The 13,582-nt window shown below is 64.3% G+C and carries 11 protein-coding genes; 6 read left to right on the forward strand and 5 right to left on the reverse strand.

Annotated elements, in window-relative coordinates; all coding sequences use genetic code 11:
- Nucleotides 1–173 precede the first annotated feature (173 nt).
- Nucleotides 174–1,061 carry a lipid kinase YegS gene (gene yegS, locus AC0MAZ_RS12145; RefSeq protein WP_203647468.1) on the forward strand — a complete coding sequence of 296 codons (888 nt, stop codon included), beginning with the start codon at nucleotides 174–176 and terminating at the stop codon, nucleotides 1,059–1,061.
- On the opposite strand, the gene AC0MAZ_RS12150 is transcribed toward yegS, so the two are convergent.
- From AC0MAZ_RS12150 to AC0MAZ_RS12160, 3 genes are all read right to left on the reverse strand, one after another.
- Nucleotides 1,045–1,704, reverse strand: coding sequence for a response regulator (locus AC0MAZ_RS12150; protein WP_203647467.1), 660 nt, complete (start codon nucleotides 1,702–1,704; stop codon nucleotides 1,045–1,047). The two genes, yegS and AC0MAZ_RS12150, sit on opposite strands and share 17 nt — an antisense overlap.
- Nucleotides 1,694–2,590 (reverse strand): sensor histidine kinase, encoded by an 897-nt coding sequence (locus tag AC0MAZ_RS12155; protein WP_110738535.1) that lies wholly within the window; start codon nucleotides 2,588–2,590, stop codon nucleotides 1,694–1,696. The genes AC0MAZ_RS12150 and AC0MAZ_RS12155 overlap by 11 nt, the downstream gene beginning before the upstream one ends.
- Before the next feature lie 378 nt (nucleotides 2,591–2,968).
- Nucleotides 2,969–3,469, reverse strand: a complete 501-nt coding sequence (locus AC0MAZ_RS12160) for a histidine kinase (RefSeq protein ID WP_110738562.1) — start codon at nucleotides 3,467–3,469, stop codon at nucleotides 2,969–2,971.
- A gap of 338 nt (nucleotides 3,470–3,807) precedes the next feature.
- Here AC0MAZ_RS12160 and AC0MAZ_RS12165 point away from each other — a divergent pair, with 338 nt between their 5' ends.
- Together AC0MAZ_RS12165 and AC0MAZ_RS12170 are read left to right on the forward strand one after the other, a co-directional pair.
- Nucleotides 3,808–4,737, forward strand: coding sequence for a chemotaxis protein CheV (locus AC0MAZ_RS12165; protein ID WP_050704823.1), 930 nt, complete (start codon nucleotides 3,808–3,810; stop codon nucleotides 4,735–4,737).
- Between the two features lie 40 nt (nucleotides 4,738–4,777).
- Nucleotides 4,778–5,581: an MOSC domain-containing protein gene (locus tag AC0MAZ_RS12170; RefSeq protein WP_475861223.1), complete on the forward strand. Its 804-nt coding sequence runs from the start codon at nucleotides 4,778–4,780 to the stop codon at nucleotides 5,579–5,581.
- Nucleotides 5,582–5,647: 66 nt separating this feature from the next.
- Here AC0MAZ_RS12170 and AC0MAZ_RS12175 read toward each other — a convergent pair whose 3' ends face one another.
- A complete protein-coding gene (locus tag AC0MAZ_RS12175; RefSeq protein ID WP_475861225.1) occupies nucleotides 5,648–7,576 on the reverse strand; it encodes a transglycosylase SLT domain-containing protein in 1,929 nt (642 codons plus the stop codon).
- A 207-nt stretch (nucleotides 7,577–7,783) separates the two neighbouring features.
- Here AC0MAZ_RS12175 and AC0MAZ_RS12180 point away from each other — a divergent pair, with 207 nt between their 5' ends.
- Nucleotides 7,784–9,715 (forward strand): ATP-binding cassette domain-containing protein, encoded by a 1,932-nt coding sequence (locus AC0MAZ_RS12180; protein WP_203647463.1) that lies wholly within the window; start codon nucleotides 7,784–7,786, stop codon nucleotides 9,713–9,715.
- Between the two features lie 209 nt (nucleotides 9,716–9,924).
- On the opposite strand, the gene AC0MAZ_RS12185 is transcribed toward AC0MAZ_RS12180, so the two are convergent.
- On the reverse strand, nucleotides 9,925–10,383 hold the full coding sequence (locus AC0MAZ_RS12185) for a universal stress protein (RefSeq protein ID WP_203647462.1): 459 nt from the start codon (nucleotides 10,381–10,383) through the stop codon (nucleotides 9,925–9,927).
- Between the two features lie 110 nt (nucleotides 10,384–10,493).
- Between AC0MAZ_RS12185 and AC0MAZ_RS12190 the strand changes: the two genes are divergently transcribed.
- Nucleotides 10,494–10,931, forward strand: a complete 438-nt coding sequence (locus AC0MAZ_RS12190; RefSeq protein WP_203647461.1) for a hypothetical protein — start codon at nucleotides 10,494–10,496, stop codon at nucleotides 10,929–10,931.
- 473 nt (nucleotides 10,932–11,404) lie between these two features.
- On the forward strand, nucleotides 11,405–13,552 hold the full coding sequence (gene fadB, locus AC0MAZ_RS12195) for a fatty acid oxidation complex subunit alpha FadB (RefSeq protein WP_050704828.1): 2,148 nt from the start codon (nucleotides 11,405–11,407) through the stop codon (nucleotides 13,550–13,552).
- Nucleotides 13,553–13,582: the final 30 nt, after the last annotated feature.

Consider the following 13,582-nt stretch of genomic DNA (forward strand, 5'->3'; position numbering starts at 1 on the left):
TTTTCGAGTCGGCTTCGTCCGTGATGGCCAAATATTTGTCAGATGATGCACCTGTGGCGGCCGGCTTTCAATGGTATTTGTGTGAGGCGGCGGTTTTTCGGCGTCGCCGGGAGCAATCTGCTCGTCGCAGTGGTCGAGATTGCGGTAGGGCATTTCTATTCGGGGAGAACGGCATGAGCGAGCGCAAGGCACTGTTGATCCTGCATGGCAAACAGGCCGGCAACGACGAGGTGCGAGCCGCGGTGGGCCAGCTGCGCGAGCGGGGCTGGACCCTGGACGTGCGGCTGACCTGGGAGGGCGGCGACGCCCAGCGCCTGGTCGGCGAGGCCCTGGCCGCAGGCTATGGCCAGGTGGTGGCCGGTGGTGGTGACGGCACCTTGCGTGACGTGGCCGAAGCGATGGGTCTGGCCGCGACCCAGGTCAGCCTGGCCCTGTTGCCGCTGGGCACCGCCAACGACTTCGCCAGGGCGGCCGGCGTGCCCCTCGAGCCGCAGGCGGCTCTCGACCTGCTGGAGGTGCCGGCGCGGCCGATCGACCTGGGGCGGGTGGGTGACCAGTTGTTCCTGAACATGGCCACCGGCGGCTTCGGCAGTCAGGTCACGGCCAACACCTCGGAAGACCTGAAGAAAGTGCTCGGCGCGGCGGCCTACCTGTTCACCGGCCTGTCACGCTTCAGCGAACTGCAGGCCGCCTCGGTGGAACTGCAGGGCCCCGGTTTCCAGTGGCAGGGCGAGTTGCTGGCGCTGGGCATCGGCAACGGCCGCCAGGCCGGCGGCGGGCACGTGCTGTGCCCGGAGGCGACGGTGGACGACGGCCTGTTGGACATCGGCATCCTGCCTGCGCCACAGGAGATGGCCGGCGCCCTGCGCGACCTGTTGGCCGGCGACGGGCTGTTCGTCCGTGCGCGGTTGCCATGGGTGGAAATCAAGGGCGCCCAGGGGCTGGACATGAACCTCGACGGCGAGCCGCTGCAGGCCGCCAGCCTGCGCTTCGAGGCCATGCCACGAGCGTTGCGCGTGCACCTGCCGACGGACTCGCCGCTGCTCAGTCGTCCAGGCTGATGATCTTCTCGCGCACGGCGAACAGCACCAGCCCTGCCACGTCGTAGATCTGCAGGCGCTTCATGATCTGCGAGCGGTGGGTCTCCACGGTCTTGATCGACAGGCCCAGGCCGGCGGCGATCTCCCGGGTCGACTTGCCGCGCACGATCAGGCGCAGGATCTCCAGCTGACGCCCCGTCAGGTTATGACCTTCGCTGCTCGGCTGGCGGCCGTTCTGCGCGCGTAGCAGGGCCTGGTTGATGACGGTGTGGGCGATGGCCGGGCTGAGGTAGCGTTCGTCGTTGCGCAGCGCGGTGAGCGCCTGTTCCAGCTCGGTGGCCGTGGTGTCCTTGAGCAGGTAGCCGTGGGCGCCGCTTTCCAGGGCGCGCATGATCATTTCCGGGTCGGTGTGCATCGACAGGATCAGGACCTTGCAGGTGCAACCGTTTGCGCGCAATTGCGTGAGCGCGTCGAGACCGCTGGTCGAACGCATGGAAATGTCCAGCAGGACGATGTCCGGCGCCAGGCGCAGGACGTGGTCCAGAAGCTGGCTGCCGTCGTCGGCCTCGCCGATCACGGTGTAACCGGGGATGTCCGATACCAGTGCCCTGACGCCTGCGCGAATCAGGGAGTGGTCGTCCACCAGCAGTAATCTACAGGTCATCGGGGGCAGGGGTCCTGGCGCGTTCTTGGCTGCGGGGTGGCCATGGAAAGAGGGCTTCGATCTGGGTGCCTTGGCCGGGCTGGCTGGTGATGGTCAGGCTGCCTCGCAGGGCGGTCACCCGCTCCTGCATGCCGGCCATGCCGCGCTGGCCGTAATCCGCGGGGGACTGGGCCGGCACGAAGCCGCCGCCGTCGTCGTGGATCGACAGGGCAAGGCCGGCCGAGGTGCGTTGCAGGCGAACCACCAGGTTGCGGGCACCGGCATGGCGCAACATGTTGGTGACCGCCTCCTGGGTGATGCGGAAGGCGGCCATGGCCACCTCTTCGCTGATGCCGCCCAGGCGCTGCTTGCATTCCAGGCTCCAGTGCACCTCGGTGTTTTCCAGGGTGCGCAGCAGATGCGCGCGCAGGCTTGCCTCCAGGCCCAGGCTGGCCAGCTGGCGCGGGTTGAGAATGGTGGAAACGTCGCGCACGTTGCTCAGGGTCAGGTCCAGGGTGCTGCGCAAGGTGCTGCAGTGCTCCTGCAGCTCGGCCGGTACCCGGCGTTGCAGCCAGTCGACCTGCAGTTTGGCGGCGGTCAGCAACTGGCCGATATCGTCGTGCAGCTCGCGGCTCAGGCGCTGGCGCTCGCTCTCCTGCACCTTGAGCATGCGCGTGGCCAGTTCCGCCGGGCGCAGGCTGATCGAACGCGCCCAGTGGCGCAGGTGCCAGCCGACGCCGAGCATCGCCAGTAGTTGCAGCAGCAGCAGGCTGGCCGACAGGGGCTGGGTGCTCAGGTATACCACCAGGTTCGCCGCCAGCGATGCAACGCACAGCAGCGCTGTCGTCCAGCGCAGCAGGGCAACGCTGGAACGGCAACGCTGGAGAAACTTCAAGCGTGGGAGCATAGATAGGGAAGCCACTGAATTATAGCGGTTAGGGGCATTGCACACGTCTGACCAGGGGTTTTACCGCCCCGCTTGCAATCAAGTGCGGAATGCGGATCCAATCGCCCGATAACCTGGGCGCGCATGTTCGAGTGGGCGCATGTTATCACTTTGATTGAATTTGGTCGCGGGGGGATAACTGCTTGAAACCTCGTATTTTCCGGGCTGTGGCGGGCCTGGCGGTCGAGGGCTTGGCTAGCAGAGTGCCATTATTAAATGATGTTTCCAGTGCGCGCAGGGCAACTAATAATCCCGCTTCGCAAAAACATTTGGAAAAACTTGTCCAACTTTGCAAGTTTCATCCTGAGCCGACCTTAGTTGTGACTCAGTTGGCTGCATTTAATGTTGCCGGTCGGGCGAGTCGATGCCGGTGCTTGCCGTATGAGGGTGGGCGCAGTACACCCCTGTCTGCTGGCAGTCCGCGCACAGCTGCGTGGACGGCTGGCCCAGGGAGGTGGCCAGTTCGCCCAGCAGCAGCCGTTGTTCGTCGGTGTCCATGCCTAGCTGGCCGGTCTGCGGGTCCAGCAGCTCCAGTTGCCAGTCGAGCAGGGTCAGGCAGGCGTCCAGTGCGGGCAGGCTGCTGCCGTGCAGGTGCTGCTGGGCACAGGTGGGCGCGAGCAGCTTTTGCAAGGCGAACGCATAGTGGGCGACCTCGAGCAGGCCGAGCGCGTCGGCACGGCGGGCCAGGGTATCAAGTGCCGTGGTGAGACTGTGGCAGGCGTCCGGGTCGTTGGCGATCAGTTCCAGGTGCTGCAGGCATTCCTGGGATCGGGCCAGCAGGACCTGTGCGTCCTGCAGAAAGGCCGCCACGGCGGCGTTGTGCAGTGGTGTGCTATCCATCATGGCGCCCCGTGGTCAGGGATTGGCCGTACCAAGATGATCGCTCGCAAAAGCCTGACTCCGTTCATGCAGTGAGAATGGCGTCACATTAATGGCTAATGGATATTGCGAACATCAGGTTGCACCCGATTGCTACTAGGGGATTCCCTGATGAGGATTCAGGTGGGTCGTTCGTTGCGAGCGACGGACGCGGCGGGATGTGGCAGCAGTAAAGCATGATGGTAAAGTGATATCAATCACCCGGCGCGGCTTTTTCCATCAGGGGTCAAGCTGCGCGCGCATCCGCCGATACAGGGGGATGCATCCACTTTTCCCGACTCAAGCCTGGGGGCTTTCCAATGGCTGGCATTCTCGACACGGTAGACCAACGCACGCAACTGGTGGGTGAGAACCGCCTGGAAATCCTCATGTTCCGCCTGGCCGGCCGACAGTTGTTCGCCATCAACGTGTTCAAGGTCCAGGAGGTGCTGCAACTGCCCAAGCTGACCCTCATGCCACAGCGCCACTCCTTCGTCTGCGGCGTGGTCAACCTGCGTGGCCAGACGCTGCCGGTGATCGACCTGTCCCAGGCGATCGGCATGCGCCCGCTGCAGCCTGGGCCGGACAGCACCATCATCGTCACCGAGTACAACCGCTCGGTGCAGGCATTCCTGGTGGGCGGCGTTGATCGTATCGTCAACATGAACTGGGAAGCCATCATGCCGCCACCGGCCAGCGCCGGTCGCCAGCACTACCTCACGGCGATCACCAAGGTCGACGAGAAGCTGGTTGAGGTCATCGACGTGGAGAAGGTGCTGGCCGAGATCGTGCCGTACAGCGCCAAGGTGTCCCGCGACAAGCTGGAAGATCCGGTGCTGGCCCGTGCGCGTGGCCGCGAAGTGCTGCTGGTGGACGACTCCAGCGTGGCCCTGGCGCAGTTGCGCGACACCCTGTCGCAACTGGGGGTGAAGCTGCACGTGGCCAGTGACGGCCTCAAGGCCCTGCGCCTGCTCAAGGGCTGGGCCGACGCCGGGGAGAATGTCTGCGAGAAGCTGCTGATGATCTTCACCGATGCCGAAATGCCCGAGATGGATGGTTACCGGCTGACCACCGAGATTCGCAACGACCCGCGCCTGCGCGGCCTCTACGTGGTGCTGCACACCTCGCTGTCGGGCAGCTTCAACGAATCGATGGTCAAGAAGGTCGGCTGCGACAACTTCCTGTCCAAGTTCCAGCCCGACCGCCTGGTGGATGTGGTGCGTCAGCGTCTGAACATGGATCACGCCTAGGTGTAAGCTTGGTTTTTCCATGGAAACCAGGTGAGCAGGGATGTTTCTGAGTGCGTTGTATCGATACCCGGTGAAATCGGGGCGGGCCCAGGGCCTGCAAGCGTCCGCGGTCGGCAATCTGGGCCTGGACGGTGACCGCCGCTGGTTGGTGGTGGAGGAGGAGAATGGCCGCTTCCTGACCCAGCGGGCCTGGCCCCGGCTGGGGCAGGTTGGCGCCGATTATGGCAAGCAGGGCCAACTGCTGCTCCAGGCGCCGGGGCGGGCACCCTTGGAGGTGCCCGTGCCGCCTGCCGACGACGCCCTGCGCGGCGTCACCATCTGGCGCGATACCTTGCGCGTGCCCGATGCCGGCGATGCCGCCGCGGCCTGGCTCAGCGAGCTGCTGGGCAAGCCAGTAAGGCTGGTGTACTGCCCCGAGCAGCGGGCCCGCTACCTGCCCAGCGGCTACGGCCTGAATAGTGACCGGGCAGCCTTTCCCGATGGTTTTCCATTGCTACTGATCGGTCAGGCCTCGCTGGATGAGTTGAGCCGTCGGGTCGGGCGCTCCATGGAGATGCTGCGTTTTCGCCCGAACCTGGTGGTCGAGGGGGCCGAGGCCTTTGCCGAGGACCGCTGGAAGCGCATCCGCATCGGCGACATGACTTTTCGCGTGCTCAAGCCGAGCGTGCGCTGCATCCTCACCACCCTCGATCCCGCCACGGGCGAGCGCAGCCCTGATCGTGAGCCGTTGACCACGCTCAAGACGTTCCGTGAGAAGGAAGGGGATGTGCTGTTTGGCCAGAACCTGGCGGTGGATGGCGAGGGGGAGCTCAAGGTGGGGATGGCCGTCCAGGTCCTCGAATAGTGCTATCGCGGGGCAAGCCCGCTCCCACGCACCGTGGGAGCGGGCTTGCCCCGCGATAGGGTCTGATCACATATCGTCGAAATACCGCTCATGCCAATCCACCAGCGGCTGCGGTGAATTGAGCTTCTGCCCGTAGATGACCGAATACGACAGCACGTTCTGCACGTACTGGCGCGTCTCGTCGAACGGGATCGACTCGACCCATACATCGAAGCTCAGGTGCTTGGCGCCCTTGAGCCACTGGCGCACGCGCCCGGGGCCGGCGTTGTAGGCGGCCGAGGCCAACACTCGGTTGCCGTTGAACTGGCTGTGCACCTGGCTCAGGTAGGCGGCGCCGAGCTGGATGTTCTTGTCCGGGTTGAACACCTGGGCCGGCGAGGCCAGCGGGATGCTGAACTTGCGCGCGGTTTCCTTGGCCGTGCCCGGCATCAGCTGCATCAGGCCGCTGGCGCCGACGCTGGAGCGGGCGTCTTCCATGAAGGCGCTTTCCTGGCGGGTAATGGCGAACACCCAGCTCGAATGCAGGCCGCGGACCTTGGCTTCGCGCACCAGTGTGTCGCGGTGGGCCATGGGGAAACGGATGTCCAGGTCGTCCCAGTACTGGGCCTGGCTGATGGTGCGGATGGCCGGGAAGTACCAGCGCATGTCATAGGCCAGGCGGGCCTGGGCGACCATTTCGTCACGGTTGAAGTGACGGCTGACGTGGTACCACTCGCGGCGGCCCTCGACGATCTGGCCGCGGGCATGGAACTCCAGGGCGCGACGCACGCCCGGGGTATTGCGAACCTTGTTGATCACCGCCTGGCTGAGCGCCAGCGGCTTGTTGTTCAACTGGTAGGGCGTCTGCGCCCGGTCGGCGGCGAGGAAACCATAGAAGTCGCGCTCGCGGGCGACGGTCTTGTACAGCAGCGGAACCTGCGGGTTGTTCGGCTGGGCCAGCTCCAGGCTGCGCGCCTGCCAGTACTTCCAGCGGTTGCTGCTGGCCAGGTCCTGGGGCAGGCGCTTGGTCAGCGCGTAGGCGTCCTCCCAGCGGCCCAGGCGCAGCAGCAGGCGCAGGCGCCATTCGCTGACGGTGTTGTCGCGCAGCTCGGGGTCGTAGCGGGTCATCAAATCGAGGGCGCGCGGGTCATAGCGCCGCGCCAGGGTCAGGCCGATCTCGCGGGCGATGGCGACCTTCTCGTCGCGGGAGAAGTGCATGCGCTGGGCGTAGTCGTCGAGCAGCGCCATGGCCTGCTCGGGGTCCTGGCGGGCCAGGCGGCGCAGACCGAGGCTGACCACGTCGGACATGGCCTCGTTGACCGGGGTGAAACGCGACGGCTGGTTGAGCAGCTCGGGCTTCTGCGCCACGTCGATCAGCAGCTTGCCCTGGGGGCCGAGGGTGGTGAGGGTCTTGACCAGGCTGCTGGCCAGGCCGTAGTTGCGTGCCTGGGCCGCCAGCTTGGCGCGCTGCCAGCGTTTAGCCTCGGTCAGCTGGCCTTCGGCCGCCCACATGGCGAACAGGGTGTCGCAGGCGGTGGGTTGCGACTTGCCGACGTTCCACAGCTTGTCGGCGGTGGCGAAGCCTTCGGCGCGCAGGCCATGGGAGAGCTGGTACTGGCCGTTGAGGCAGTCCAGTTCGGTGAAATTGAGCTTGGGGTCGTAGTAGCGGGTGAAGGTGTTCCACTCGCCGCGCTCGGCCAGCCAGCGCAACCAGCGCAGTTTCATCCAGTTGGCCTGGGGCAGGTCGCCGTGGGCCTTGAGGAAGCCCTCGATCTCCTCGTTGCTGGCGCTCTTCAGGCGGGCGGTCAGCTCGTCGTAGGTGAGGTAGGGCGTGAGCGGATAGTCGCGCAGCGCCTGCGCGTAACGCAGGTAAGGGCCCTTGTCGCCCTTGGCCAGGGCGCGCTTGGCCTCGTCATAGTACTGACGCTGCTGGGTGATATCGATGGCCTGTGCGGCGCTCGCGGCGGTGGCGGTGAGCAGCAGGCAGGAAGCAATTTGTAACAGGCGGCTGCGCATGATACGTCCGGGCAGTAGAACCATGGAAAGTGACGGCGGAGCCAGCACTGTTGGGTATTACTGCCTAGCTTAGCCGTTTGCCGGTGGCCGGTGAAAGCACTGTGCTTGTATCGAGTTGTTATCCGACGCCCTGCTGCCGGTGATGGGCTTTTGATGCCGTGAAGGGGCAAGTCAGGTAGAATGCGCGCCCGGTTTTTGGAGATGATCATGACCCTGCTCAAATTCAGCGATGTGTCCCTCGCCTTCGGCGCCATGCCGCTGTTGGACAAAGTGTCCTGGCAGATCGCCCGTGGCGAGCGGGTGTGCATCATCGGCCGCAATGGCACGGGCAAGTCGAGCATGCTGCGCCTGGTCAAGGGCGAGCAGAAGCCCGACGACGGCGATATCTGGCGCGCGCCGGGGCTCAAGATCGGCGAACTGCCGCAGGAACTGCCGGTGGCCGACGAGCGCAGCGTCTTTGACGTGGTGGCTGCGGGCCTGGATGGCGTGGGCGAGCTGCTGGCCGAGTACCACCACCTGAGCCAGAACATCCACGGCGACGAGGACCTGGAAAAGCTCATGCACGTCCAGCACGAGTTGGAGGCCCGCGACGGCTGGCGCCTGCAACAAGTGGTGGAAAGCACCCTGAGCCGCCTGCAACTGCCGGCCGACAAGACCCTGGCCGAGCTCTCCGGCGGCTGGCGCCGTCGCGTGTTGCTGGCCCAGGCGCTGGTGTCCGAGCCCGACCTGCTGCTGCTCGACGAGCCGACCAACCACCTGGATATCGGTGCCATCGCCTGGCTGGAAGATGCCCTGAACGGCTTCAACGGCGCGGTGCTGTTCATCACCCACGACCGTTCCTTCCTGCAGAACTTGGCCACGCGCATCCTTGAACTGGACCGTGGCGGGCTGATCGACTGGAACGGCGACTACGCCAGCTTCCTGGTGCACAAGGAGGCCGAGCTTGCCGCCGAGGCCACCGCCAATGCGCTGTTCGACAAGCGCCTGGCCCAGGAAGAGGTGTGGATCCGCCAGGGCATCAAGGCCCGGCGTACCCGCAACGAAGGCCGTGTGCGTGCTTTGAAGGCATTGCGCGTGGAGCGCGGCGAGCGCCGTGAGCGCCAGGGCAAGGCGAACATCCTTATCGAGGTGGCGGACAAGTCCGGCAAGCAGGTGATGGTGCTGGAGGACGTCAGCTTCGCCCACAAGGATGGCCCGAAACTGGTCAAGGACTTCTCCATGGTCCTGCAGCGCGAAGACCGCATCGGCCTGCTCGGCGCCAACGGTACCGGCAAGACCACCCTGCTCAAGCTGATGCTCGGTGACCTGGAGCCGACCAGCGGCAAGGTCGAGCGCGGCACCAAGCTGGAAGTGGCCTACTTCGACCAGATGCGCCATCAGCTGGACCTGGAAAAGACCGTCATCGACAACCTGGCCGAAGGCCGCGATTTCATCGAGATCGATGGCCAGAACCGCCATGTCCTGAGCTACCTCGGCGACTTCCTGTTCAGCCCGCAGCGTGCGCGCACGCCGGTCAAGGCGTTGTCCGGTGGCGAGCGTGCGCGCCTGCTGCTGGCCAAGCTGTTCAGCAAGCCGGCCAACCTGCTGGTGCTGGACGAACCGACCAACGACCTCGACGTCGAGACCCTGGAGCTGCTCGAGGAAGTGCTGTCCAACTACAAGGGCACGGTGCTGATGGTCAGCCACGACCGGGCCTTCCTCGACAACGTGGTGACCAGCACCCTGGTGTTCGAGGGTGAGGGGCGCGTGCGCGAGTATGTGGGCGGCTATGAGGACTGGATCCGCCAGGGTGGTTCGCCGAAGCTGCTGGGCGTGACCGAGAGCAAGGGCGGCAAGTCCGAACTCAACAGTGCGGTGGTGGCCAAGCCGGTGGAAGAGCAGGCGCCTGCGGCCGTCGCCGCGCCCGCTGCCGATGCCAGCAAGAAGAAGCTCAGCTACAAGCTGCAGCGCGAGCTGGAGGCGTTGCCAGGGCAGATCGATGCGCTGGAGCGGCAGATTGCCGAGGTGCAGGAAGAGGTCGGCGCCTCGAACTTCTACCAGCGTCCGATCGATGAAACCACCGCAGTGCTGGCCAAGCTGGAGAAGCTGCAGGGCGAGCTGGACGTGCTGGTGGAGCGCTGGGCCGAGCTGGAAGGTTGATTTCCTGTCCTGGCCTTTTCGCGGGTAAACCCGCTCCCACAGAGTTACCACTGCCTCAGGAGCGGTGACCAACCTGTGAGAGCGGGTTTACCCGCGAAGAGGCCGGTACAGGCAAACACACATTTCTCCCACAGGATTGCCGCTGCCTCAGGAGCAGTGACCAGCCTGTGGGAGCGGGTTTACCCGCGAAGAGGCCGGAGCAGGTTGACTTATTCTTTCTTCTGCAAGCGCACCGCCAGTACATCGCACGGCGCGCCGTGCAGCACGTCATTGGCTGTGGAGCCCAGCAGCAGCGCCAGGCCATGGCGGCCATGGCTGCCGACCACGATCAGGTCGCAGGCTTGTTTCTTGGCAAGTTCATGGATTTCCTGGCGCGGTTGGCCATAGACCAGATGCGAGTCACCTCGCTGGATGTCCGGGTACTTGTTGAACAGGCGCTCCATGCGCTCCTTGGCCTGGTCGAACTGTTGCTGCTGCAGCTGCGACAGGTCCATCGGCACGTCACCGCCGAAGGCCATGGCCATGGGTTCGACGATATGCACCAGGGATACCTTGGTGGTTTTGGCGTCGTTGGCGCTGTTGTCCATGGCAATTGCCATGGCCCGCTTGATCACCGGGTCGCATTCTTCGGTCAGGTCGACGGCGACCAGAAGATGTTCATAGGACATGTGCAGTACTCCTGACAATCGCGATAGTAGAAGTATGGTCGCTTTCGGGCCGGGCGTTCGTGAATCCTGGATAACCCGCTCATTTGCAACGCTTTATAAGGTCTACAGATATGACGGTATGGCTGGTGGTGTCAATCCTTGCGCTGATGCTCAGCCCGCTGGCCTGGCTGCGCCAGTCGCGCAAGCAGGGCGAGCAGATGAGCCTGCGCCTGGAGGGCCGGCGCATGGGCCTGGCCATGCAGCTGGCGCCGCAGCAGTGGCCGCACTGGCTGGAAAAGGAGCCGCCCAGCCCTTGTCCGCAATACCACCGGGCGCGGCGCAAGGGCCGCGAAGACTGCTGGTGCTACTGGCAGATCACCCCTGGCGTGTGGTGGAACCAGTGGCGCGAGCCCTGCGAGGACCCGCGCCTGGCCGAGGTCTTTGCCCGCCTGCCGGAAACCGTCTACAAGGTCGAGGCCGACCGGCGCATGATCGCCCTGTACTGGAGCGAGCGGGGCGATAAATCTGTTTTGCAGGATATTGCCCAGGCCCTCGATACCCTCGCCTGAAGCTGGCCAACGCAAAACGGCGCGCAGGAGCAACCATGCTCTTGCGCGCCGTTTTGCGTTCTGCAGCGCAGAAAAAGGCCAGGCAGGCCGGAAACACTTTCATGCAGCCCCAGTGTAGCCATCGTTGGCGGATGCGTTTAGAAAAAACGCCGTCCGCGGTCGGTGATGGTCTATCGCTGACATGAATGGTCGGCGATCACTGTCATCAGTTTTCGTACCCGGCGGGTAGAAGATGACTGGAAAGTCGCGTTTTCACGGTGTTCGCGAGCATTTGACAACGCCGTTCATTTCGGAGAATGTGTGCACACCCAAGTCAAACGGGCGTATGAATTGAGCGTTTGTATGTCAGACGGCTCTTACAGAATCCCGATTAGCGCGTCGACGGGTGTGCCTGGGGCGAGGGACCGGTAGACCGGCTCTTGCACCAGCGTTCGACGTGTACTGTTCAGCTTCCATATCGTGGAGATCAGTTGATGATTTACGAAGGTAAAGCCATCACGGTTAAGGCTCTTGAAAGCGGCATCGTCGAACTGAAGTTCGACCTCAAGGGTGAGTCCGTCAACAAGTTCAACCGTCTCACTCTGAACGAGCTGCGTCAGGCCGTGGACGTGATCAAGGGCGATGCCTCGATCAAGGGCGTGATCGTCAGCAGTGGCAAGGACGTGTTCATCGTCGGCGCCGACATCACCGAATTCGTCGACAACTTCAAGCTGCCCGAGGCCGAACTGGTCGCCGGCAACCTGGAAGCCAACCGCATTTTCAATGACTTCGAAGACCTGCAGGTGCCGACCGTTGTCGCCATCAACGGCATCGCCCTGGGTGGCGGCCTGGAGATGTGCCTGGCCGCCGACTACCGGGTCATGTCCAGCAGCGCCAAGATCGGCCTGCCGGAAGTCAAGCTGGGCATCTACCCAGGCTTCGGCGGCACCGTGCGCCTGCCGCGCCTGATCGGCTCGGACAACGCCATCGAATGGATCGCCTCGGGCAAGGAAAACCGCGCCGAGGACGCCCTGAAGGTCGGCGCCGTCGACGCCGTGGTCGCCCCCGAGCTGTTGCAGGCCGGTGCCCTGGACCTGATCAAGCGCGCCATCAGCGGCGAGCTGGACCACAAGGCCAAGCGCCAGCCCAAGCTGGAAAAGCTCAAGCTCAATGCCATCGAGCAGATGATGGCGTTCGAGACCGCCAAGGGCTTCGTCGCCGGCCAGGCCGGCCCGAACTACCCAGCGCCGGTCGAGGCCATCAAGACCATCCAGAAGGCTGCCAACTTCGGCCGTGACAAGGCCCTGGAAGTCGAAGCCGCAGGTTTCGCCAAACTGGCCAAGACCTCGGTCGCCGAGAGCCTGATCGGCCTGTTCCTGAACGACCAGGAGCTCAAGCGCAAGGCCAAGGCCCACGACGAGATCGCCCACGACGTGAAGCAGGCCGCCGTGCTCGGCGCCGGCATCATGGGTGGCGGCATCGCCTACCAGTCGGCGGTCAAGGGCACGCCGATCCTGATGAAGGACATCCGCGAGGAAGCCATCCAGCTGGGCCTGAACGAGGCCTCCAAGCTGCTCGGCAAGCGCGTCGAGAAGGGTCGCCTGACCCCGGCGAAGATGGCCGAGGCACTGAATGCCATTCGCCCGACCCTGTCCTACGGCGATTTCGCCAACGTCGACATCGTCGTCGAGGCCGTGGTCGAGAACCCGAAGGTCAAGCAAGCGGTACTGGCTGAAGTGGAAGGCCAGGTGAAGGAAGATGCCATCCTGGCCTCCAACACCTCGACCATCTCCATCAACTTGCTGGCCAAGGCACTCAAGCGTCCGGAAAACTTCGTCGGCATGCACTTCTTCAATCCGGTGCACATGATGCCGCTGGTCGAAGTCATCCGCGGCGAGAAGTCCAGTGAAGTGGCTGTCGCCACCACCGTGGCCTACGCCAAGAAGATGGGCAAGAACCCGATCGTGGTCAACGACTGCCCGGGCTTCCTGGTCAACCGCGTGCTGTTCCCGTACTTCGGCGGCTTCGCCAAGCTGGTCAGCGCCGGCGTCGACTTCGTGCGCATCGACAAGGTCATGGAAAAGTTCGGCTGGCCAATGGGCCCGGCCTACCTGATGGACGTGGTCGGCATCGACACCGGCCACCACGGCCGCGACGTGATGGCCGAAGGCTTCCCGGACCGCATGAAGGACGACCGTCGCTCCGCCGTCGACGCCCTCTACGAGGCCAACCGCCTGGGCCAGAAGAACGGCAAGGGCTTCTATGCCTACGAGACCGACAAGCGCGGCAAGCCGAAGAAGGTCGCCGACGCCAGCGTGCTCGACGTGCTCAAGCCGGTCATCTTCGAACAGCGTGAAGTCAGCGATGAGGACATCATCAACTGGATGATGGTGCCACTGTGCCTGGAGACCGTGCGTTGCCTGGAAGACGGCATCGTCGAGACTGCCGCCGAAGCCGACATGGGCCTGGTCTACGGCATCGGTTTCCCTCCCTTCCGTGGTGGCGCGCTGCGCTACATCGATTCGATCGGGGTCGCCGAGTTCGTCGCACTGGCCGACAAGTACGCCGACCTGGGGCCGCTGTACCACCCCACTGCGAAGCTGCGCGAAATGGCCAAGAACGGCCAGCGCTTCTTCAACTGAGCGCCCAACGAGCTAGAGCGAGAATATTGA

The sequence above is a fragment of the Pseudomonas sp. A genome, assembly GCF_056270345.1.

What these genes read in the sequence shown, in the direction of transcription:
- AC0MAZ_RS12160 (WP_110738562.1), bottom strand. Translation starts at nt 3,469, where the DNA reads ATGGATAGCACACCACTGCACAACGCCGCCGTGGCGGCCTTTCTGCAG.
- AC0MAZ_RS12170 (WP_475861223.1), top strand. Translation starts at nt 4,778, where the DNA reads ATGTTTCTGAGTGCGTTGTATCGATACCCGGTGAAATCGGGGCGGGCC.
- yegS (WP_203647468.1), top strand. Translation starts at nt 174, where the DNA reads ATGAGCGAGCGCAAGGCACTGTTGATCCTGCATGGCAAACAGGCCGGC.
- AC0MAZ_RS12190 (WP_203647461.1), top strand. Translation starts at nt 10,494, where the DNA reads ATGACGGTATGGCTGGTGGTGTCAATCCTTGCGCTGATGCTCAGCCCG.
- AC0MAZ_RS12155 (WP_110738535.1), bottom strand. Translation starts at nt 2,590, where the DNA reads ATGCTCCCACGCTTGAAGTTTCTCCAGCGTTGCCGTTCCAGCGTTGCC.
- fadB (WP_050704828.1), top strand. Translation starts at nt 11,405, where the DNA reads ATGATTTACGAAGGTAAAGCCATCACGGTTAAGGCTCTTGAAAGCGGC.
- AC0MAZ_RS12180 (WP_203647463.1), top strand. Translation starts at nt 7,784, where the DNA reads ATGACCCTGCTCAAATTCAGCGATGTGTCCCTCGCCTTCGGCGCCATG.
- AC0MAZ_RS12175 (WP_475861225.1), bottom strand. Translation starts at nt 7,576, where the DNA reads ATGCGCAGCCGCCTGTTACAAATTGCTTCCTGCCTGCTGCTCACCGCC.
- AC0MAZ_RS12150 (WP_203647467.1), bottom strand. Translation starts at nt 1,704, where the DNA reads ATGACCTGTAGATTACTGCTGGTGGACGACCACTCCCTGATTCGCGCA.
- AC0MAZ_RS12185 (WP_203647462.1), bottom strand. Translation starts at nt 10,383, where the DNA reads ATGTCCTATGAACATCTTCTGGTCGCCGTCGACCTGACCGAAGAATGC.
- AC0MAZ_RS12165 (WP_050704823.1), top strand. Translation starts at nt 3,808, where the DNA reads ATGGCTGGCATTCTCGACACGGTAGACCAACGCACGCAACTGGTGGGT.